Annotated in this window: 20 protein-coding genes; 2 read left to right on the forward strand and 18 right to left on the reverse strand. The window is 44.5% G+C overall.

Annotated features, from left to right (window positions below; all coding sequences use genetic code 11):
- Positions 1 to 74: 74 nt before the first annotated feature.
- Positions 75 to 3,545 carry a PAS domain-containing hybrid sensor histidine kinase/response regulator gene (locus ACXAH2_RS09445; protein WP_475078117.1) on the forward strand — a complete coding sequence of 1,157 codons (3,471 nt, stop codon included), beginning with the start codon at positions 75 to 77 and terminating at the stop codon, positions 3,543 to 3,545.
- Between the two features lies 1 nt (position 3,546).
- On the opposite strand, the gene ACXAH2_RS09450 is transcribed toward ACXAH2_RS09445, so the two are convergent.
- From ACXAH2_RS09450 to ppsR, 17 genes are all read right to left on the reverse strand, one after another.
- The gene (locus ACXAH2_RS09450; RefSeq protein WP_475078119.1) at positions 3,547 to 4,161 is read right to left on the reverse strand and encodes a TetR family transcriptional regulator C-terminal domain-containing protein; all 615 of its coding nucleotides are present in this window, start codon (positions 4,159 to 4,161) and stop codon (positions 3,547 to 3,549) included.
- 90 nt (positions 4,162 to 4,251) lie between these two features.
- Positions 4,252 to 4,623 carry a DUF2750 domain-containing protein gene (locus tag ACXAH2_RS09455; RefSeq protein WP_475078120.1) on the reverse strand — a complete coding sequence of 124 codons (372 nt, stop codon included), beginning with the start codon at positions 4,621 to 4,623 and terminating at the stop codon, positions 4,252 to 4,254.
- Between the two features lie 21 nt (positions 4,624 to 4,644).
- Positions 4,645 to 5,334: a pseudouridine synthase gene (locus tag ACXAH2_RS09460; RefSeq protein ID WP_475078121.1), complete on the reverse strand. Its 690-nt coding sequence runs from the start codon at positions 5,332 to 5,334 to the stop codon at positions 4,645 to 4,647.
- 18 nt (positions 5,335 to 5,352) lie between these two features.
- Positions 5,353 to 5,883 (reverse strand): GNAT family N-acetyltransferase, encoded by a 531-nt coding sequence (locus tag ACXAH2_RS09465; protein WP_475078122.1) that lies wholly within the window; start codon positions 5,881 to 5,883, stop codon positions 5,353 to 5,355.
- Between the two features lie 169 nt (positions 5,884 to 6,052).
- Positions 6,053 to 6,688, reverse strand: a complete 636-nt coding sequence (locus ACXAH2_RS09470; protein ID WP_475078124.1) for a YitT family protein — start codon at positions 6,686 to 6,688, stop codon at positions 6,053 to 6,055.
- 128 nt (positions 6,689 to 6,816) lie between these two features.
- Positions 6,817 to 7,116, reverse strand: coding sequence for a S24/S26 family peptidase (locus tag ACXAH2_RS09475; RefSeq protein ID WP_475078125.1), 300 nt, complete (start codon positions 7,114 to 7,116; stop codon positions 6,817 to 6,819).
- 67 nt (positions 7,117 to 7,183) lie between these two features.
- Entirely contained in the window at positions 7,184 to 7,687 is a 504-nt protein-coding gene (gene sodN, locus ACXAH2_RS09480) for a superoxide dismutase, Ni (protein WP_475078126.1), read from the reverse strand.
- Entirely contained in the window at positions 7,677 to 7,898 is a 222-nt protein-coding gene (locus tag ACXAH2_RS09485; protein WP_475078128.1) for a hypothetical protein, read from the reverse strand. The genes sodN and ACXAH2_RS09485 overlap by 11 nt, the downstream gene beginning before the upstream one ends.
- Positions 7,899 to 7,923: 25 nt before the next feature.
- Entirely contained in the window at positions 7,924 to 8,367 is a 444-nt protein-coding gene (locus ACXAH2_RS09490; RefSeq protein WP_475078130.1) for a tetratricopeptide repeat protein, read from the reverse strand.
- A 191-nt stretch (positions 8,368 to 8,558) separates the two neighbouring features.
- Positions 8,559 to 9,167 (reverse strand): cob(I)yrinic acid a,c-diamide adenosyltransferase, encoded by a 609-nt coding sequence (gene cobO / locus ACXAH2_RS09495; protein WP_475078131.1) that lies wholly within the window; start codon positions 9,165 to 9,167, stop codon positions 8,559 to 8,561.
- Between the two features lie 11 nt (positions 9,168 to 9,178).
- Positions 9,179 to 9,793, reverse strand: coding sequence for a trimeric intracellular cation channel family protein (locus ACXAH2_RS09500; protein ID WP_475078132.1), 615 nt, complete (start codon positions 9,791 to 9,793; stop codon positions 9,179 to 9,181).
- 79 nt (positions 9,794 to 9,872) lie between these two features.
- The gene (locus ACXAH2_RS09505; RefSeq protein WP_475078133.1) at positions 9,873 to 10,457 is read right to left on the reverse strand and encodes a histidine phosphatase family protein; all 585 of its coding nucleotides are present in this window, start codon (positions 10,455 to 10,457) and stop codon (positions 9,873 to 9,875) included.
- The gene (locus ACXAH2_RS09510) at positions 10,454 to 11,239 is read right to left on the reverse strand and encodes an adenosylcobinamide-GDP ribazoletransferase (RefSeq protein WP_475078134.1); all 786 of its coding nucleotides are present in this window, start codon (positions 11,237 to 11,239) and stop codon (positions 10,454 to 10,456) included. The genes ACXAH2_RS09505 and ACXAH2_RS09510 overlap by 4 nt, the downstream gene beginning before the upstream one ends.
- Positions 11,240 to 11,269: 30 nt before the next feature.
- A complete protein-coding gene (cobT, locus tag ACXAH2_RS09515; RefSeq protein ID WP_475078136.1) occupies positions 11,270 to 12,328 on the reverse strand; it encodes a nicotinate-nucleotide--dimethylbenzimidazole phosphoribosyltransferase in 1,059 nt (352 codons plus the stop codon).
- An 11-nt stretch (positions 12,329 to 12,339) separates the two neighbouring features.
- A complete protein-coding gene (rlmB, locus tag ACXAH2_RS09520) occupies positions 12,340 to 13,107 on the reverse strand; it encodes a 23S rRNA (guanosine(2251)-2'-O)-methyltransferase RlmB (protein ID WP_475078138.1) in 768 nt (255 codons plus the stop codon).
- 40 nt (positions 13,108 to 13,147) lie between these two features.
- Positions 13,148 to 15,715, reverse strand: coding sequence for a ribonuclease R (rnr, locus tag ACXAH2_RS09525; protein ID WP_475078140.1), 2,568 nt, complete (start codon positions 15,713 to 15,715; stop codon positions 13,148 to 13,150).
- A 363-nt stretch (positions 15,716 to 16,078) separates the two neighbouring features.
- Positions 16,079 to 16,882, reverse strand: a complete 804-nt coding sequence (ppsR, locus tag ACXAH2_RS09530) for a posphoenolpyruvate synthetase regulatory kinase/phosphorylase PpsR (protein ID WP_475078142.1) — start codon at positions 16,880 to 16,882, stop codon at positions 16,079 to 16,081.
- Between the two features lie 243 nt (positions 16,883 to 17,125).
- On the opposite strand from ppsR, the gene ppsA reads away from it, so the two are divergent.
- Entirely contained in the window at positions 17,126 to 19,522 is a 2,397-nt protein-coding gene (ppsA, locus tag ACXAH2_RS09535; protein WP_475078143.1) for a phosphoenolpyruvate synthase, read from the forward strand.
- Between the two features lie 225 nt (positions 19,523 to 19,747).
- Here the strand turns inward: ppsA and ACXAH2_RS09540 are convergent, their stop codons facing one another.
- Positions 19,748 to 20,950 carry an MFS transporter gene (locus ACXAH2_RS09540; protein ID WP_475078145.1) on the reverse strand — a complete coding sequence of 401 codons (1,203 nt, stop codon included), beginning with the start codon at positions 20,948 to 20,950 and terminating at the stop codon, positions 19,748 to 19,750.
- Between the last annotated feature and the right edge of the window lie 31 nt (positions 20,951 to 20,981).

The raw sequence follows: 20,981 nt of genomic DNA on the forward strand, positions 1-20,981 counted from the left end.
AGGCATGGTCCTAGAAGTATGCTACATTGACCTAAGAAAAATAAAACACTGCTTTATAATCAGGTGCTTAGACCATGACGGTTTTCTGGATTCTGCTGGCCATTTTGTATGTAATGGGGTTGTTTTGGATCGCATTATGGGGTGATAAAGAAGGCCCGTATGCGAAAAAGCTCACCCGCCACCCTGTGGTTTATAGCCTCTCCCTCGCGATTTATTGCACGGCTTGGACTTTTTACGGCGCCATTGGCGAAGCCACGCGCTCTGGTTGGAGCTATCTGCCCATTCTGCTTGGTCCAATCCTCTTGTATCTGCTTGCTTTTCCTTTACTGCGTAAGATGATCAACATAAGTCATAAGCAGAATATTACTTCTATCGCTGATTTTATTTCCTCTCGCTACGGTAAACGACCTATTACGGCGCCCTTGGTGATCTTGATTTGTATGCTGGCAGTGATTCCTTATATTGCATTGCAATTGAAAGCCATCGGCTCGAATTTTGCCTTATTCGTCAATCAAGGTGAAACCTCAACGCACTTAATTGTGTTGATTGCGACGTTATTAATGGGCATTTTTGCCATGCTGTTTGGCACGCGTAAGGTGGAAGTGACAGAGTATCGTTCAGGAATGATGTTGGCGATTGGCGCAGAGTCCTTATTCAAACTGATTGCCATTATCGCAGTGGGGTTAGTGGTTCTGATTATGGTTCAGGATGTGGATCTAACCACTATTCAGGATAAGGTAAATGTTTCCGTTTGGCACCCAGACGCCTTTTTAACCTTCCCTTTTTTAATGCAAACCTTTATGTCTGCCGCTGCGGTGATTTGTCTGCCTCGCCAGTTCCATGTCACAGTGGTGGATCACCAAAATCAAGATCAATCCAATATGGCGCGCTGGATGTTTCCTCTGTATCTGGCCATATTCGCCGTTATCATTCCGCCTATTTCCTTTGCCGGACAGAGTTTATTCAGCAGCGACATTAATCCTGATACTTATGTCATTCAGTTTGCCTTGATGTCAGATTATCTGCCCTTACAAATGCTCATTTTTTTGGGGGGTATTTCCGCCACCACAGCCATGATTATTGTGGCAACCTTTGCTTTGAGTATCATGATCAGCAACGATGTGATTCTCCCCTTGATGTTGGCTCGAGCCAGCGCTCAACATCAAGCCTTGCCCTTATATCGACGACGTATTCTGGTTATTCGTCGTCTGGCCATGCTGGGCATACTAACCTTATCCTTTCTGTATTATCAAAAGATGGCCAATCACGAGTCTTTAACAGGCACAGGCTTACTGGCTTTCTCATTGGTTTTACAATTGATGCCTGCCGTATTTGGCGGCTTGTATTGGAAACGAGGTCATGCTTATGGGGTATACACAGGGCTAACGTTCGGCTTCATCAGTTGGATGCTGATGATGATGCTCCCCCTAAGTGGCAACATAGAATGGGACATGGCCAGTGGACAATCTCGCTCGGAGCTCATCAGTTACGGCGCTTTTATTAGCCTTATTACCAATGTTTTTGGCTATGTTTTAGGGTCTTTACTGTCCACCGAAAGACTGATAGATCGTATTCAAGCCACGGCTTTTGTCAGCCCCACTACCGAGTTAGAAAAAGGCTTTTTTAAAACCAAAAGCAAAGCCACCAATGGGGATTTGCTGGTCTTATTGGAAACCTTTCTTGGTAAACAAAAATCTCAGCAAGTATTGAACAATTTTGAGCAATACTATGATCAAAGCATTCGCCAAAGTGAACAACCTAGCCGTTTGTTTATCGATTATTGCGAACGCATACTTGGCGGCGTTCTTGGAGGCTCTTCAGCACGCACCATCATTAATTCCATCTTGGTGGATAAACACATCAAGGTGGAAGAAATGATGACCTATCTGGATGAAACCACCCAAGCCATCCAGTTCAGTCAGAATCTGTTGTTTGTTTCCATGGATAATCTTGATCAAGCAATTAGTGTTGTCGATAAAGAGCTACGAATAGTGGCTTGGAATAAAACCTACCTACAACTCTATCCCTACCCAGAAGGTATGCTCAAAGTGGGTTTACCAGTAGAGGAACTGATACGTTACAACGCACAACGAGGCGAATGCGGTGTGGGAGAAATTGAAGATTTGGTCAATAAACGACTGGATCACTTAAAGACAGGCACCTCTCACCGTTTCTTGCGCCGTCGAGCCAATGGCCGTGTCATTGAAATGGTGGGTAACCCATTACCAGATGGTGGTTTCGTCACCAGTTTTACTGACATTACGGAACACATTGAAAGCCAGCAAGCCCTGAAGGAAGCCAACATTGATCTGGAAAAGCGTGTTGAAGCTCGCGCAGAAGAAGTACAAAGTGTCAATGTGGAATTGTTGCAAGAAATTAATCGTCGTAATAAGGCGGAAAAAGCCCTATTGGACGCCAAAGCCGAAGCCGAACAGGCAAATGCCTCAAAAACAGAGTTTCTTGCCTTAGCCAGTCACGATATTTTGCAGCCACTCAATGCCGCCAAACTCTACATGGGCATACTGAACACCACACAACTGGACAAGGACACCAGCCAAATTATTAACAATTTGTCCGATTCGTTAGAATCAACTGAGGCACTTATTTCCACTTTATTGGAAATTGCTCGTCTCGATCAAGGTGCCATTCAACCTAAACTGGAAAGCTGTGAATTGGAACAGATTTTGGCTCCCATAGTGACAGAATTCGATGTCATTGCCGCCAGTAAAAACATCCGTTTCGATACTCGTATCCGTGCTTTTCATGTCTATTCAGATCCTATTTATTTGCGACGAATTATCCAGAATTTTGTTTCAAATGCCATAAAATACACGACTAAAGGTCGTGTGCTATTAAGCGTGCGACCTTGCAACAAACAAGTTCTCTTACAAGTTTGGGACACAGGCATAGGCATTCCTGAAGCGGAACAAAGAAAAGTCTTTGACGATTTTTACCGTTGGGAAAATACGCAAGAGCCAGGCATGGGATTGGGGTTAGGCCTAGTACGTCGGATGCAAAAACAGCTCGGATTAGTCACCAAAGTGCGCTCTGTTCCTAATAAAGGAAGCTGTTTTAGCATTCAGATTCCCATGGCCATCAATCAAGCCCGCCCCTCTCCTGCTAAGCTAAGTGAGCAGATTGAAAAGCCAAACGAGACGCAACATTGTCGTGTCTGGTGTGTCGACGATGATGAAAACAATCTTGCCGCCATGTCCAGCTTACTGACTCATTGGCAATGCGAATGCCATGGTTTCCGAAGTTACGACGCGGCTCTGGCAGCAGAGGGAGAAGCAGAACTCTTATTGGTGGATTATCACCTGGATGATGACAAAGAAGGGCTCAGTTTGATTCAAGCACTAAGAGAAAAAGCCAACAGAAATATTCCCGCCGCCTTGTTGACGGCGTCACGTGAAGCAGACCTTATTGAACTATGCAAATCACGTCAGATCAGCTATATGGCCAAGCCGGCTAAACCGGCTAAATTACGAGCCTTGATACGCCATGTACAAGACTCTCAAATAAACCATGAAGCGGGAATGTTGTGATTTATTGCAGTCCACATCCCGCTAAAACTACGCCACTAATGGCATCAGCAATACGTGTAAGGTCTTCTTCACTGTAGCTGTCCTTACCACTCAAAGCTAAGACTTGCGCCTCAAAGTCGGCATAGTGTTGTGTGGTTGCCCAGATCATAAAAATCAAACTAGCAGGATCGGTCTGACGCATTTTTCCAGCCGACATCCAAGCTTCCAACAAGGCCACTCGAGAAGCAAACCATGGACGTAATGCTTCTTTTAAATACTCCCCAATGTGATTGGCACCACTGATGACTTCCATGGCAAACAAGCGCGATGCAACGGGTTTCTCGAAGCTGTTCTGCAATTTTACTCGAATGAAGCTGTTCAACACTTCGGCAGGATCATCTTCCACTGTGGCGCGATCAAACACGTCATTCCAGCCCATTAGGGTTTGATCCAATACTTGCTTGTATAAGTTCGCTTTCGATTGAAAATAATAAATGATATTCGGCTTAGGTAAACCTGCTCGCTCCGCTATGTGTTGCAAACTGGCGCCATTATAGCCTTTTAAACCAAACTCGACTTCTGCTGCATCCAATATTTTAATGAAGACTTCTTCACGATGATTTTGACGCTTACTCATTGGGGGTCCTTAATCTGCTTCTTCCTTAACGAAAATACCTCACTACTTCCTTCCTAGAAGTGTAAAATTCATCCTATCAAAGTAGCTAAGCTAATCGCCCAATAAAGCCGTCAGCTCTTCGGCAGTCGATAACTTGCCTTCATCTTCGATATTTGGAAACACCGCCACGGTGATTTTATCCATCGCCAAACTCGGCAACCATTCTTGCTTAAAAGTCGTCAAAGAGACCGCCACGGGCTCACAATCGTCCCAATCTTCAATGGCCCACTGACTAGCAAACTCAGCATCAGGCCAAACCATCACGCAATCGCCTTCGTCAGTTTCTACCATCACAAAGCCTTCTTCATTACTTAAACTCCAAACCTGCTCAGTCGCTTTAGCTTGTTCAATAAAATAAGCTAGGCGTTCACTGTCAGGCGAAACCAGCAGTTGTACGCGTTCGTCCATCGATAATTCTGTCATCTATTTGGTCTCTTATTCTGTCTAAAAAAAGGCGACTTCTTCCGCTGTGAGCACCCGGTATTCACCAAGCTGGAGGTTTTCGTCTAGCGGCAAAGGACCAATTCGATCACGATGCAATTGTTCAACCTTATTACCTACCGATGCTAACATGCGTTTCACTTGATGGTATTTACCTTCTTGAATGGTAAGGTAAATTTCCTTTTCGGTTAGCTGCTCAACCTTGGCTGGCTTGGTTAACTGACTTTCACCCTTTAGCAAGACACCCGCCTCAAGCTGGTCAATGGCTTGCTGCGAAATCTCATCCGCCAGCTGCACATGGTAACGCTTTGGACAAACATGTCTCGGCGAGGTGATTCGATGTAACCATTGGCCATCGGTTGTCAGCAACAGCAATCCTGTGGTGTCTTTGTCTAGGCGCCCCACTATCTTCAGCTTTTGACCAAGGTGATTGGGCAATAAATCCAACACAATCGGATGTTCAGGATCTTCGTTGGCACAAACATAACCAGCCGGTTTATGCAGTAAATAATAACCTTCACTCGGCCAGGCCAATAACTCACCGTCTAAGCAGACTTGATCGCTTTTTTGCACTGTGTAATTGGCTTTTTTTACTACCTCACCATTGACGGTGACACGGCCTTTAGCGGCAGCAATTTTTGCGGCTTTGCGCGCTAATTCAGTAACATGGGATAAATAAAAATCGAGTCTCAAAAAAACGGCCTACTGCAATCAACTAAATACTTCATGACTGGTTTCTATTTCTTTATAAAAGAAAGTGGAATTATGCAACATACCATTGGCACTACGGATATAACCAGGGACTTCACCAAACGGGATATAGCCCATATTAACGTACATATCATGTGCGATATCATCACTGCGAACTTCCAAGATTAATAACTGACGTTGCATGGCGGCAGCAACTCGCTCAACCCCTTGCATCAGTATACTCCCTAGACCATTTTCTCTTACTTGAGTATGCACCATCAGCTTTTCCACATCACAACGATGCAAGGCGTTGGCTTTAGGAGACATGGCAATTTGCACACTGCCAACCACTTTACCCTCTTCACGGACCAGTAATACTTGACGAGAATTTTCCTGAAGTTCATCGTTTACAGAGGTCCAATAAGCTTTTGCCTCTGGCTCACTCATTGGCGGTAAGAAGCCTATGGGGGCACCAGAGTCCACCGCATCAATTAGCAATTCAACCAAATCATCTAGATAAGGATTAAGGTTATCAACCTTTAACAGCTCCAAACTCACATTTCCTTAGTTTTCTCATTTGGCGATATGATACCCGAGCACCTAGATTTATGAAAACATTAGGTCAGATATATAAAAAAATGTGCCTAAAAAAATACAAAGCCGTGCCGAAAATACAAAAAAGCGGCTCAATACCGCTTTTGTTATTTCGAATAAGCGCCTTTTACACGTTACCCATGTAGCGTCCAGGTTTATGATTCACAGCAATGATCATATTAAGGGCAATTGCACCAATGAAAGACACAGCAATCAGCCAAAAATCCACCACAAAGACAGAAGCTAATACTATTGTACAATCAATGGCCATTTGGAATTTACCCATGGAGATATGGTATTTTTCTGACAGGTAACGAGCCAAAATATTGACCCCACCTAAACTGGCGTTATGGCGAAACAGCATTAAGAAACCAACGCCCATAAGAAAACCCCCCGTCATACTAGCGTAAACAGGATCAACCGATTCAAAGGAAACCAACATTGGCGTTAAATCTGAAAAAGCAGACACGCAAAATACGGCAAAAAAAGTCTTCAGGGTAAAGTTCCAACCAAAATGCCATATTGCCAATAAATAAAAAGGTAAGTTGATCAAGAAAAAGGCCTGACCAAAGGTCAATGAGGTCGAGTATTGAATCAGGAAGGCTAAACCAGCTGAACCACCTGTTAATAGGCCAGCCTGGGTGAATAAATTCACACCCAAGGCAATGATCAAGGTGCCAATTAACATGGCTTGAATATCTTCCGAACGGGTATGCTTTTGAACTTCTGGTAACTCTTTTTTTGGTAAATCTGCTGTCGACATGCTTATCCCTTGAAAATTTGCAGATGGAACAATAGGCGGGATTTTAGAGAAAAATAGAAATCAGACCAAGGGCAATCTGACGGATAAAAAACGACTTATTCAACTATAGTGTCTAGAATATTAGACACTCAATGCAGTTTTGGTTTTTGTGCGCAAATACGTCCAATCACCTTCCCCATTACTCGTCGTGGCGATACCCAACCAATGCGCTCTGATTGCAAGCTTTGGTTATTTTCTCCCCCCAGCCATAACTGGCCATCAGGGGCTATATGTAAGACTTTTTTTACGATAAAACCGTACAAAGCATGATCAACCACCACCAATTGTCCTACTTCAAGCTTTCTATACCAACGACTGATAAAGACAAAATCCCCATCGTGAAGGCTGGGTGCCATGCTTTCTCCCTGCACTTTAATGAAGCGAAACATAAAGCCTCCTTGTACCCTATCTAAAGCATAAAATAGGAAGGAGAAAATTTTCTCCTTCCTGATTGTTTTACCCTTTTAGGTCTGGATAAACCGTATCCAACATGGGTGGATATGGGCAAGCAGCGGTATAAGTCGGCACACCTTTGGTCAACCAGAAAGCCTCAGCAAATTGATTGACTAAAGCCACAAGCTTTTCCCCATCTTCTCGACTGATTCCTTGCTTGCATTTTGATGCTTGCAACATAATGCTATGAGTCAGCTCATTGGCATTTGGAATCTGCTCAAATTGTGGCGCTTTGAAATAATCACCCCAAATAATGCGAACGGCTTCTTTTACTTCAGTACAAGCGGACTCTTTCTCACTCACTAAGCGAGAAATTTGCGCATAATCGGCAACGTTTAAATCGCCTTTGTCTTCAATTTCTTTAATTAAGTCCAGCAGGCGAACACAGCTTAATGCCGCTAATTGCGCAGTAGATGGATCGTAGATTTTACAAGGAATATCACAATGGGCTTGAGCCGTTTGAAAGCCAATTACCTTGTCCAGTACATTAACCAGATTATGCATCATGATTGTTATCCTCCTGCTTAGAATTTTTACCTCGGAAAACTTGTTTGTATAGCAAGCCACCCACAATCACACTGGCAATTGCTAACCAAGTTAGCATGTGAATCAGTTCACTAGACCAATGAGTATGATCATGACCAGGATGTGCCAAGGCTGTTGAGCCGATAAGAGCGGAACAGACACTGACAACAATAGTGAAAAAAGTAGATTTCATATAGATATCCTTTTAGTAGAGCAATTTAATGACGTACCATGACGCCCTGACTGGTAACAGCATTTGAAATAGAACGCATTAGCGCCTTACTTTGCGCCACAACATGTTTGCTGTGACTTTGTGAAAACAGCTCCCATTCAAAACGAATATGGGTAGCGGTTCTCATAATGAGGCCGCGCTGCTCCTCGTCCACATCTGAACGAACAATAACGGCCTGTAAAAAATTCACTGCATTTTCATACTGTGTATTCGCTGACAAAAAATCGCCAAGAGCAGTGTAAGATTCAGCAATGTTTAAAAAGCTCACTGCCGCCGCCGCAACTGCAGATTCTGCATCTTGGTGGAAGTTATCATCAAACTCACACTCTACTTGGTGTAAAGCTTGTTGATTGAGTTCTACAGCATTGGAATATTCATGATTTGAGTAAGCTTTATTAGCTTGTCGTGTTAAGCGTTCCCAATTTTGCATTCTTTCCTCCACGGCAGTGATTGCCAAACGAAACTAATGAGAATCATTATCGTAAAAGAAAAGTTAAAAATCCAGCTTTTTGAGAATAAATCTCATTATTAAAAATGCGCGTTATTTTTTGTCCATAAAAAAGGCCCACTTATCAAGTGAGCCTTTACAAAAAAGACACTTTGAAATCTATTGAGTCTGTCTTACCATTCAATGCCTGCTTGCGCTTTCACACCGTTGGCAAAGGCATGTCTTTCGTTGGCTATCTTACTGTGAGTGTCCACCGAATCTAGAAGCACACGTGGTGCGGTTCGCCCTGTCATCATCACATTTTGATGTGTAGGTCGAGCAGCCAATACGGCAATCAACTCAGCTTCATCAAGGTAACCGTATTTGTACATGTAAGTAATTTCATCCAATAGAACAAAATCAATACTGGTATCCATCAACATCTTTTTAGCCAACGACCAAGCCAGGTTCGCAGCCTGTTGTTCTAATTGAGGGTCACGAGTTTCCCATGTAAAACCATGCCCCATCACATGAAAATCCACACGCGGATGTTCGCCAAAAAACAATTGCTCACCTGTGGCTTTACGGCCTTTTATAAATTGAATCACACCACACTTTTGTCCATGACCCAGTGCACGCGCCATAGTACCAAACGCGCTAGAGCTCTTCCCCTTGCCATTACCGGTCAACAAGATAGTCACGCCACGCTCTTCTGTCGCCGCTGCAATACGTTGATCGACCACCGCTTTTTTCTTTAACAAACGAGCTTGTTGCTTTTCTTCTTCGGTTAATTGCTGTGACATGATTGATATCCTTAACGCTTTTTATAAAGTAGCCAACTGGGGTAATACAGATCTTTATGGATCGCAAAGACCCTTAGTATAAAGACTAATAACACAGCGTAAATCGAGTTAAATTCATGGAAAGGTATGTTTTTTTGAAGTAACACTAACAAGAGCGCACCAAGAAAAGCGGGGGTAGCATAAAACTCACGCCCTAGAACCAAAGGTGGTTTGTGACTCAATACATCACGAATAATGCCACCAGCGATTCCTGTGATCACCCCCATAGTAATGGCAATAGTAGAAGGAAAACCAAGTTCCAGTACCTTTTCTGTCGCCACTACGGTAAATAAGGCCAAGCCGAACGAATCAGCATAGTGAAACACTCTTTGCCTATCTTCAATAAGACGCACTGCAAAAAATGCGGCAACCGACGAAAAAAATGCCACCCAAAGATAAGAAGTGTCTTTTACCCAGTATACGGTTTCCACACCAAGCACTGTGTCTCTTATCGTACCGCCACCTAATGAAGTGACCATGCCAAGAAACACCACACTAAACAGGTCCATGTCTTTTTTACCGGAGGAAATAACCCCTGTGATGGCAAATGCCGCAATACCGAACATGCCCAAAAGATATAACAACATGTTTTTATCTCTATCATCTTTGTAGCTTGACGAGGGTCAAAGCCAGTTAATTGTACATTTCTCTAACAACCGTCAACGACTACTGCCAGTCACCCGCACCTAAGCGCTTCAACACTCGCCAGTCACCCTGAATATCCAATTCCGTCACACTGGTAAAAGCCACATCGATACGAAAGCATTTGTCCAATGGCCATTCACACAACAGACTGACCAACACCTTGATCACACCAGAATGCGCGACCAACACACAAGCCTCCATGTCCTCATCCTTGATGCTTGACCACCAGTGCCAAACGCGATCGGCCACTTGCTGTAAACTTTCCCCGTTATAAGGATTGGCATTCACTATGTCATCAGCCCAAATATCCATCTCTTGCCTAGGAATATCGGACCAAGTGAGTCCTTCCCAACGACCAAACCCCAGCTCTTTCAATGCCGCTATGGAATGAGATTTTCCCTCACTGAGATACTCTGCCAATTGTGCCGCTCGGCTTAAAGGGCTGTGATAACAACGCACCTTATCTTGATCGTACTCTAGTGCTAAGGCTTGCTTTAATGCCTGTGCACCTTGCTGCCAACCTTCTAACAAGGGAACATCTTGATCACCGTAACACAAGCCTGGTATTACATCGGGTCTGGGATGACGAACTAGATACAATTTCACGCAGCAAACACCAGCAAAACCGCAATCACAAAAATTTCTCCTAGTTGCTCACTGGCACCTAAGGCATCACCATTAAACCCTTGAATTTTAGCGTTAAGGTACTGACGCATCCCCAGCAACAATAATCCAGCAAACAATGCTGCTAAAAGGATTTCCACGAGACTTAACGACAAGATAGCAATGATGCCACAAGGCAAAAGAGCCACCAGCCACTGCTTCACATCAAAGCGCGAAATCATACTGCTGGCCTTGCTTTGCCCGATCGAAACATAGTCTAAACAATGCATTAACAATAAAGGAAACATGCGCGCCAAGATGTGCACTGCGCACCAAGCCGAAAGCAGATAAATTAAGCCAAGAAAAGACTCCGAGCCAGTACTCAATAGTTCAGACAGCAACAGCCATTTCAACGTCAAGCTAAACCAGATCCCCAAAGCAGCAAAGCTACCGAGTCGAGAGTCTTTCATTATGGTCAGACGTTGTTCTTGATCCCAACCGCCCACTAAGCCATCTGCGCAATCCATCAAGCCATCTTCATGAAAGCCACCGGTTAGCAACACAGCAGTAAGCAACATACAAACAGCTTGCAGAGACGTTGACCAGTCAAACCACAGAGGCCAAGCGCTTAGCAAAGCAACAACTAAACCCACCCAAGGCAAAAAGCTCAACGCGGGCACATGCTCAACCTCGTCCTCCCAATCCACTTTTAATGGGATTCTTGTATAAGTCACCAAGCTGCGCTTAAAGCCTTGCCAATAAGCATTTGCAAATGGATTTTTCATCGAATCTCAACCTTAAAAGCAGTAAAGACGTTATTGATCGCTGACGCCTGCGCTTTCAAAACTGGCCATATTGGCCATAAAAACACAGGCACTTTGTATCAAAGGATAAGCTAAAATCGCACCTGAACCCTCGCCCAAACGCAAGTCTAGAGACAAGATGGGCTGAGCTTGCAGATGCGCCAAGAGTTTTTGATGAGCTTGTTCGTTAGATTGATGAGCGAACACGGCATAGTCCTTCACCAAAGGGTTCACCTTGTGCGCAAACAACAAAGCCACAGAACAAATAAATCCGTCCACCACAAATGCTATATTGCGCGACGCAGACTGCAACATGGCTCCCGCCATGGCGAGAATTTCAAAGCCACCCACTTGCATTGCCAAGGTTTCAGCATCCCATTGTTGAATACTTTTCCCAGTTTCTGACTCTGCACGTTCTAAAGAGGCTTGAATCACGTTAGCTTTATGAGACACACCCGCTTGATCTAATCCGGTTCCGCGTCCAGCTGTTTGTTGAGGGGACTCACCCAACAAGGCCGACATCATACAAGAAGACACACAGGTATTGCCTATGCCCATTTCACCAAACATGAGCAGGTTGCAACCTTCAGCGATGGCTTGATCCACTTCCTCAATGCCTGCCTGCATGGCCAACACTACTTGCTCACGGGTCATAGCTGCCATCTGACTGAAATCTTGCGAACCATGAGCAACCTTGCGTTGTGACAACAGAGTATGTTCTGCAATATCGCCTTTCACCCCTACATCCACGACTCGAAGAGGCACATTGTGCTGACGGCAAAACACGCTAACAGCGGCGCCGCCCATCAAAAAGTTCATCACCATCTGCGGCGTGACTTCTTGGGGAAACAAACTGATGCCCTGATCCACGACACCATGATCGGCAGCAAACACCAACATTTTGGCATTGTCCACCTTGGGTTCAAGAGACTGCTGAATTCGCCCCAATTGCAACGCCAAACTTTCCAGTTCTCCAAGCGAACCTAGCGGTTTGGTTTTGGTATCAATTTTGAGCTGTAAATCAGCGTCTAATACGGTCTTTAATGGGGTAATCTGAAACGTCGGAAGCACCTGTCCACTCCTTAGCGACTGGCTTTTTCTGCACGTTGGCGAACCACTTCGTACAAGCAAACACCGGTCGCCACCGAGACGTTCAAACTAGACACCACACCAGCCATAGGTAATTTCACTAGGTAATCACATTGCTCACGAGTTAAGCGACGCATGCCCTCGCCTTCTGCCCCCATGACGATGGCCGTCGGAATGGTTAAATCCTGATCGTAAATAGTATCTGTGGCTTCGCCAGCGGTGCCAAAAATCCAAATACCCTGATCCTGTAACTTTTTCATAGTACGGGCCAAGTTCGTCACGGCATACACAGGCATACTTTCTGCGGCACCACAGGCAACTTTGCTCACGGTTGCATTAAGAGGCGCAGAATTGTCTTTTGGCATAATCACCGCATGCGCGCCAGCCGCATCGGCACTGCGCAAACAAGCGCCAAGGTTGTGCGGGTCCGTGACGCCATCCAGAATAATGACCAAAGGCGTTTCATCCAACCCTTCAATATAAGTGTGTAAATCCGCTTCGTTACCCGCTTTGGTCATGGCGGTATAAGCGACTACCCCTTGGTGAACAACACGCTCTTTGGTCTTGCTAAACAATTGGTCTAAATCACGACGCGGCACTAGGCTATAACGCACCTTGTGTTTTTTACACAAGCTCATCAAACGCTGTGTTTTCTTATCATCGCGACCTTCCTGAAAACGTACTTCTTTAATACGATCAGCTTGTTGCGACAGGGCATTTTCAACGGCATGAATGCCGTATATCCACTCTAAATCTGACATGAATGTGTCAATTCTCTCTGTTCTATTTTAATTTGTTCAATTATTCACTAGCACGCGACTTAGCGTTGCTTTTTTTAGCCTTTTTTGGCTTTTTCGCTTTTGCCTTGTTTGGCTTTTTGGCACTCGAAGCAGACCCTTTTGCTTTAGCTGATTGGGCCGTTTCCTTCTGTCTCACTCGTTTGCCTTTAGAAGGTGCTCGACGCTTTTTCGACTTGGTTTTTTCGCCGCTCTTGTCTTCCTGTTGAGGGTCTTTTTTCGGCTCCGTTTTCGGCTTAGAGCGACCACCCAATTCAATCGGCGGCAACTGAGCCAATTGCATTTCTAACTCAGATAAGTCATCTCGCTCTACCTTTTTACGAGCCCTCGGTGCGGAATCATCCAAACTCAAATCTATCTTACGTTGCTCTAGATTGACGCTCGCCACACGTACTTTCAAGCTATCGCCTAAACGGAATACTTTGCCAGTACGTTCGCCAATGATGGCTTGATGCTCAATATCATGGACAAAATAATCCTGTCCTAACCCTGAAATATGAACCAAACCGTCTACAAATAACCCTTGTAGTTCAACGAAAAGACCAAACGGTGTCACCGCGGTGACAACACCGTCAAAAGCATCTCCAAGATGTTGTTCTACATACTGGCATTTTAGCCAAGCTTCTACATCGCGGGTGGCTTCATCAGCACGGCGTTCGGTTAAGGAACAAGAATCCCCTAAACCATCCATATCAGCATGGTCGTAGCCGTAAATTTTCTTCTCTTTTAAAGAAGGACTGCCCGCCACTCGATGGGCTTGCGATACTTTTGGTCGACCTTCACCACGAATCAGATAACGAATTGCGCGATGCACCAACAAATCCGGATAACGACGAATCGGCGAGGTGAAATGGGTATAGGCTTCGTAATTCAGACCAAAGTGGCCCATATTATCCGCTTGATAAACCGCTTGCGACATAGAACGCAGCATCATGGTTTGGATACTACGAGCATCCGCGCGGTCACGAATTTGCTCTGCTACTAAGGCATAATCGGCAGGGGTGGGTTTTAAACCACCAGGTAATTCCAAACCAAGCAAACCTAAGTAAGTTCGCAAGGTCATTAAGCGATCTTCTTTTGGCCCTTCGTGGACACGGAATAAAGCCGGTAAATCCGCTTTAATCAACAACTCAGCTGCCGCCACGTTAGCACACAACATGCACTCTTCGATCAGTTTATGGGCATCGTTGCGTTCAACAGGCACTATGTCTTCAATCTTAGCGTTCTCATCGAACACCATACGTGTTTCGACGGTTTCAAATTCCATAGCACCACGCTCATCACGGGCGCTTTTTAGTACTTGATACAAACCACTCAAATCATCAATGTGCGATACTATGCCCTGATAGCGTTCCCGTAACGCCACGCCTTCTTCTTCCGGTTCAGCAGCGATCATTTTCGCCACCTTAGTGTAGGTCAAACGTGCATGAGAACGGATTAACCCTTCATAGAATTTGAAGCCGCGCATCTTGCCTTTGCTGGTCAGAGAAATCTCCGCCACCATAGCCAAACGGTCAACATCTGGATTCAATGAACACAGTCCGTTCGACAAAACTTCTGGCAACATTGGTATGACGCGACCTGGGAAATAGACCGAGTTACCACGTACTATGGCTTCTTCGTCCAGGGCCGTGTCTTTTTTGACGTAGTGAGATACATCGGCAATGGCAACAAACAACTTCCAACCGCCCGGCGTTTTCTCACAATACACAGCATCATCAAAGTCACGAGCGTCTTCACCATCTATGGTCACAAATGGTGTTTCTCTCAAGTCCACACGATGGGCTTTGTCTTCTTCTGCTACTTCCGTGGTGAAATGCTGAATCTGTTGCTCCACTGCAGCAGGCCATTCGTTAGGAATTTCGTAACGGTGCATGGCCACTTCGATTTCCACACCAGGTGCCATGAAATCGCCTAATATTTTTTTCACTAAGCCCTGTGCAGCTTGTCCGCGATCAGCATAGGATATAATTTCCACCAGCACATATTGCCCATGTTTTGGTGACAGACCGGATTCTTTGGTAATCAACACATCTTGAGAAATTCGTGGATTTTCAGGGGTCACAAAAGCGGTTTGGCTTTCTTGGTAGTAGCGACCAACCAACTGCGTATGACGGCGCTCAATGACTTCTACGACAACACCGTCCAAGCGACCTTTAACGCTGCGGCCAGACAAACGCACTTTCGCCTTGTCGCCGTCCATCACACTCATCATTTGTCGTGCGGACAAAAAGATATCGTCGTCGTTTTCTCTCAGTAAGAAACCATGACCTTCTTTGTTGCCCTGCACATAGCCTTCAATTAAGTCGCTTTCTAGAATCGGAAAGTATTCATTGTTGGCATTGGAATTTAGCTGATGATCACGACACATGGCGATCAAACGCCGGCGCAAGGCTTCAATCTCGTCCTCTCCTATTAAAGAGAATTCGTCACAAAGTTGCAGATGACTAAAAGGTTGGTTACGCGTCGCAAGAAATTCTAGGATAAATTCACGGCTGGGAACGGGGTTGTCGTATTTTAAAGCTTCTCGTTGAAGATGTGGATCGTTAATTTTTTTACTCAAAGTAGGCATATCCTTGGTTATTCAGTAAGACATCCTGTTTATCGCTCACCAATATGAACATCTTACTATTGAGAATGTGGCATATTCGTTAAAATTAAGGGATTCGGAGCCACATAAGTTATCGATATTATAGAGTATTCTCAGCGAATACTCTCTCTTTTGCGGCGTTTCTATTTATTATCTGCACACTCCGCTTGACCGCTTTGTAATTTCACTACAAATGCGACAAAAACTGCCTATTTTTCAGTCGATTATCCATAATCAAATTAGTAAGCCAAAAATAAAAACATTGATTTATGACAATTTTTTAAACAAAAAAAACACCAAATCTAAGCTATACATCGAATAATTCGATCTATTAAGCCATTTTTCTCAGTGTCTGTGACGCTCCAAATTCATCTCCGCCATGACTTTGGTGGAAATTTCTTCCACCGACAAACGCGTGCTATTAAGAAATGGTATACGTTCTTGACGGTATAAAGACTCCACTTCTTCGACTTCATAACGGCATTGTCGAAACGAGGCATATTTGCTTTGCGCCATGCGACCAGTGCGAATTTCATGCAAACGCTGCGCGTCTATGGTGAGGCCGTAAAGCTTCGTTTTATGGGGTCGTAATACTTTGGGCAAGCCCGCACTGGAGAAGTCATCTTCTGTGATTGGATAGTTGGCGGCACGAATGCCATATTGCATGGCCAAATACAAACTGGTGGGCGTTTTGCCTGAACGTGACACCCCTAATAAGATGATGTCAGCTTCATCAAAATTCTTAATAGAAGCCCCATCATCATTGGCTAAAGCGTAGTTAATGGCATCGATTCGACCATCATATACACCCGCTTTCATACCGTGCGCTTTTTGTGCTGCGGGCTGCGCTTTTACTCCTAACGCCTGCTCAATGGGTGACAACATGTCACCAAAAACATTGTAACAATGGCAATTGCAGCTTTGTATTATGTCTCTCATGAAGGAATCCGAAATGGTATAAAACACCAACACGGACGCTCCTTGCAGCACTTCGTTATCAATCTGCTGCTTCAATCCATTTGCCTGATCTTTTGTGGTTAAAAACGGCACACTTTTGGTCATTATATCGACATCAAAAAAGGACAACATAGCAGAACCAAACACCTCAGCCGTGATCGCAGTACCGTCGGAAACAAAATACACTTTCATGTCATTTTTTCTCATTTTGTTGTTATCTAACGACATCCGTTTTTTCGATTGAAATAAAACTACATCGAATAATCGATTTTATTCAACGTATCCCAGCTACATACAATGAACTCATAGTGTTGCCTTTGACAAGCCTTAAATCATGAGCCTGAATCATGACGTAGTCACTTCACTTTTTGTTCTGACGAGCCTATTTACTCGACAGCATTATGAATATTAAAAGCCTAATTTTCGGAGTCTCTTGTGAACAAATTCATTAAGTGGTTTAAAGATCTTCGTTTAGAAGATGTCGGCCAAGTTGGCGGTAAAAACGCCTCTTTGGGTGAAATGATTTCCAACCTGACAGACCTTGGTATTCAAGTACCAAACGGTTTCGCTACGACTGCTTATGCCTATCACACTTTCTTGGCAGAAAGCGGCTTAGAAGAGAAAATCCATAACATCTTAGACAGTTTAGACGTAGACGACGTACATGCTTTAGCGGAAGCCGGTGTCAAAATTCGTAATTGGATCGAAGAGGCGCCATTTTCCGATGAATTCAATCAGGAAATCGAGGCGGCTTTTAGCGAACTGTGCGAAGACAATCCTACAGATACTTCCTTTGCTGTGCGCTCTTCCGCAACGGCGGAAGACTTACCTGACGCGTCGTTTGCTGGACAGCAGGAAACTTATCTAAATGTAAAAGGTTTGATTGACATCAAAGCCTCAATCAAACGTGTATTTGCCTCTTTGTTTAACGATCGAGCCATTTCTTACCGGGTTCATCAAGGCTTTGAACACCAAGGTGTGGCCTTGTCTGCAGGCATTCAAAAAATGGTACGCAGCGACATAGGCGCTTCTGGTGTGCTGTTTACGCTAGACACTGAATCTGGCTTCGACGAAGTAGTATTCATTACCGCCGCCTACGGTTTAGGAGAAATGGTGGTTCAGGGTACGGTGAACCCTGACGAATACTATGTTCATAAGCCAACATTGGCCGCCGAGCGTCCGGCTGTAGTGCGAAAAAGCCTAGGTAGCAAAGCTCAAAAAATGGAATACGCCGCCGCGAGCAGTGATGAATTTGTTAAAATAGTTCCCGTTGAACTTGATGATCAGAATCGTTTTGCATTAAGCAACGAAGAGATTGAAGATCTGGCCAGACAAGCCTGCATCATTGAGCAACATTACCAACGACCAATGGACATTGAATGGGCCAAAGACGGTGTTGATGGCAAACTTTACATAGTACAAGCACGCCCTGAAACGGTTCGCAGTCAGACCAATACACAAAGCATGGAACGTTACAGTCTAAAAGAAACGTCAAATGTATTAATCACAGGACGAGCCATTGGCCACAAGATAGGTACTGGCGCGGTAAAAGTCTTGTCTTCCATCACTGAAATGGACCGCATCCAACCGGGTGATATTTTAGTAACAGACATCACCGACCCAGACTGGGAACCTATCATGAAACGTGCCTCCGCCATTGTGACAAACCGCGGTGGACGCACTTGTCACGCGGCCATTATTGCCCGTGAATTAGGCATTCCAGCCGTGGTTGGCTGTGGTGATGCAACCGAAGTTTTACAAGACGATCAGCAAGTAACTGTATCCTGTGCACAAGGTGACATGGGCTTTGTTTACCAAGGTCAATTGAACTTTGATGTGATCACTTCTGAAGTGGGTAACATGCCGGAGCTGCCGGTCAAAGTCATGATGAACGTCGGCAATCCAAACCGAGCTTTTGACTTCGCTATGCTACCCAACGCCGGTATCGGTCTGGCCCGTTTGGAATTTATTATTAACCGCATGATAGGCATACACCCTAAAGCCTTGCTCAACTACGCGGACATGGATGCCATCTTGCAAGAAGAAATTGATCATCGCATTGCCGGCTACCAAGGTCCGGTGGAATTCTATGTCGATAAATTAGTGGAAGGTGTTGCCACATTGGCCTGTTCTTTCTCGCAAAAGCCAGTCATAGTGCGCTTGTCTGATTTCAAATCCAACGAATATCACAACCTCATTGGTGGCCCTCAATTTGAACCAGATGAAGAGAACCCAATGCTTGGCTTCCGAGGTGCAGCACGCTACATAGATGATTCGTTCCGTGATTGCTTTGCCCTTGAATGTGAAGCCATTCGTCGCGTTCGAAATGACATGGGATTCACTAATGTACAAATTATGATTCCCTTTGTTCGCACCCTAGAAGAAGCACAGCAAGTCACTGAACTGTTAGCTGAACAAGGTCTTGCTCGCGGTGAAAACGGTCTTAAAGTCATCATGATGTGTGAATTGCCATCGAATGCCTTACTGGCGGAAGAATTCCTCGAGTACTTTGACGGCTTCTCCATTGGTTCTAACGATTTAACGCAGCTTACATTGGGCTTGGATCGTGACTCAGGTTTGATCGCTGATAAGTTTGATGAACGCAATCCGGCGGTGAAAAAACTGCTTAAAATGGCCATTTCCGCTTGTCGTGAACAAGGAAAATACGTGGGCATTTGTGGGCAAGGACCTTCCGACCATGCCGATTTCGCAGATTGGTTAGTGGCTCAAGGCATCGAAAGTGTATCGCTTAATCCTGATACCGTGGTGGAAACTTGGCTGCACTTAAATGAAGTCATTGAAAACGCGTCTCTAAACCAAGACGCGGTATGAGTTAACCATCCACCTGAAAAAAATAACAAAGGGTGGATACCGACTGCATCTTAATAGGGAAACCTACTAAGTCAGATTGCCGTTTAATCACGGCTCGTGGCCTTATTGTTGTCACACTCTCGTTTTAAGCCCTGCACTGCAGGGCTTTTTTTATACGTGTTTTTTAGGATAACTGCCAACCTCAAATGGCTGACTGAGTTGTCAGTCACTTATTCCTCTTTATTCTTAAAGCTTTACAAGGGATTGTGATGATTTTGCTTGGTATCTTAAAAGACTCAACTGCGCCATCAGCACAATGGCTAAGATGATCCAAGAGCCAAGGATGACTCCAGTCCAACCGTCCATTTGCCAAAATGGATCCAAGTAAAAGCCTCCTAGACTGGCACCTAGATAATAAAAAACCAGATACAAGGATGAGGCACTGGCTTTGGCTTGTTTAGCATGTCGACTCACAAAGCTACTGGCACTGGAATGACACAAGAAGAAACCAAAACTGTTGATCAATAACCCCAAAATGATGAGCCAAATACTCTTACCTAACGTCACGCAAGACCCCAACATAAAAATGCCAGTGCCCAACATCATGATATGCACTTGTGACCAACGCTTTGCCAATTTTCCGGATATGGCTGAGCCCACTGTACCTGACAAATAAGTTAAGAACAGCAAACCGACATACTTAGCCGATAAATGATAAGGAGCGGCTTCCAATACAAAAGTAACGTAACTGTATTGGTTAATAAAAATGAAAAAGCTCAGTCCACCAATCACATAGCTGGTCACCAGCTTTCGATTTGTCATGTGAGCTTTCATGTTAGATAAGACTTCACTCAATCTTAGAGGTTTAGCCTGAAAATGTTGTGAAGCTGGTAATAAGACATAAAATATCAGCAAACAGATGAAACTGATGGCTGTCATCACCGCAAAGGTTGCTGAATAGCCCAACCATTCACCGACAAAACCACCGATTAATCGACCACCAATGCCTCCCAAAGTATTCCCGCTGATGTACAAGCCCACAGCGACTATCAACGCTTCCGGTGCATATTCATCTCCTAGATAAGCCACGGCAATTGCTGGCAAGCCTGCTAGAAAAAAACCCTGTAAACCTCTTAGTATCAGAAGGTATTCATATTGTTGAACAAAAACTAAACAACTTGTGGTCAATGTAATGCCAACCATGGTCATCACCATAATTCCTTTGCGCCCCAGTGCATCAGAAATGGGACCATAGAAAAGCAATGACAGCCCTAAAGTCAAAGTGGTAATGGTAAAGCTCGCACTGGCTTGTAAGGCCGATATAGAGAATTCCTCAGCAATCATAGGCAGTAACGGTTGTGTAACATAAACATTGGCAAAAATCATGAACGAGCCAATCATTAAGGCCAAGGTGCCACGCCAAAACTTTTTAGTGCCAACTGCGATCACCCTCTTCTCCTAAGACAACTTTGATACTAAG

The organism is Marinomonas sp. ABL3_031 (genome assembly GCF_056161265.1).

Excerpts from the sequence above, each read along its gene's own strand:
- cobO (WP_475078131.1), bottom strand. The coding sequence starts at position 9,167 with ATGTCACAGCAATTAACCGAAGAAGAAAAGCAACAAGCTCGTTTGTTA.
- ACXAH2_RS09475 (WP_475078125.1), bottom strand. The coding sequence starts at position 7,116 with ATGTTTCGCTTCATTAAAGTGCAGGGAGAAAGCATGGCACCCAGCCTT.
- ACXAH2_RS09490 (WP_475078130.1), bottom strand. The coding sequence starts at position 8,367 with ATGCAAAATTGGGAACGCTTAACACGACAAGCTAATAAAGCTTACTCA.
- ACXAH2_RS09450 (WP_475078119.1), bottom strand. The coding sequence starts at position 4,161 with ATGAGTAAGCGTCAAAATCATCGTGAAGAAGTCTTCATTAAAATATTG.
- rnr (WP_475078140.1), bottom strand. The coding sequence starts at position 15,715 with ATGCCTACTTTGAGTAAAAAAATTAACGATCCACATCTTCAACGAGAA.
- ACXAH2_RS09455 (WP_475078120.1), bottom strand. The coding sequence starts at position 4,623 with ATGACAGAATTATCGATGGACGAACGCGTACAACTGCTGGTTTCGCCT.
- sodN (WP_475078126.1), bottom strand. The coding sequence starts at position 7,687 with ATGATGCATAATCTGGTTAATGTACTGGACAAGGTAATTGGCTTTCAA.
- ACXAH2_RS09445 (WP_475078117.1), top strand. The coding sequence starts at position 75 with ATGACGGTTTTCTGGATTCTGCTGGCCATTTTGTATGTAATGGGGTTG.
- ppsR (WP_475078142.1), bottom strand. The coding sequence starts at position 16,882 with ATGAAAGTGTATTTTGTTTCCGACGGTACTGCGATCACGGCTGAGGTG.
- ACXAH2_RS09500 (WP_475078132.1), bottom strand. The coding sequence starts at position 9,793 with ATGTTGTTATATCTTTTGGGCATGTTCGGTATTGCGGCATTTGCCATC.
- ACXAH2_RS09510 (WP_475078134.1), bottom strand. The coding sequence starts at position 11,239 with ATGAAAAATCCATTTGCAAATGCTTATTGGCAAGGCTTTAAGCGCAGC.
- rlmB (WP_475078138.1), bottom strand. The coding sequence starts at position 13,107 with ATGTCAGATTTAGAGTGGATATACGGCATTCATGCCGTTGAAAATGCC.
- ACXAH2_RS09485 (WP_475078128.1), bottom strand. The coding sequence starts at position 7,898 with ATGAAATCTACTTTTTTCACTATTGTTGTCAGTGTCTGTTCCGCTCTT.
- ACXAH2_RS09470 (WP_475078124.1), bottom strand. The coding sequence starts at position 6,688 with ATGTCGACAGCAGATTTACCAAAAAAAGAGTTACCAGAAGTTCAAAAG.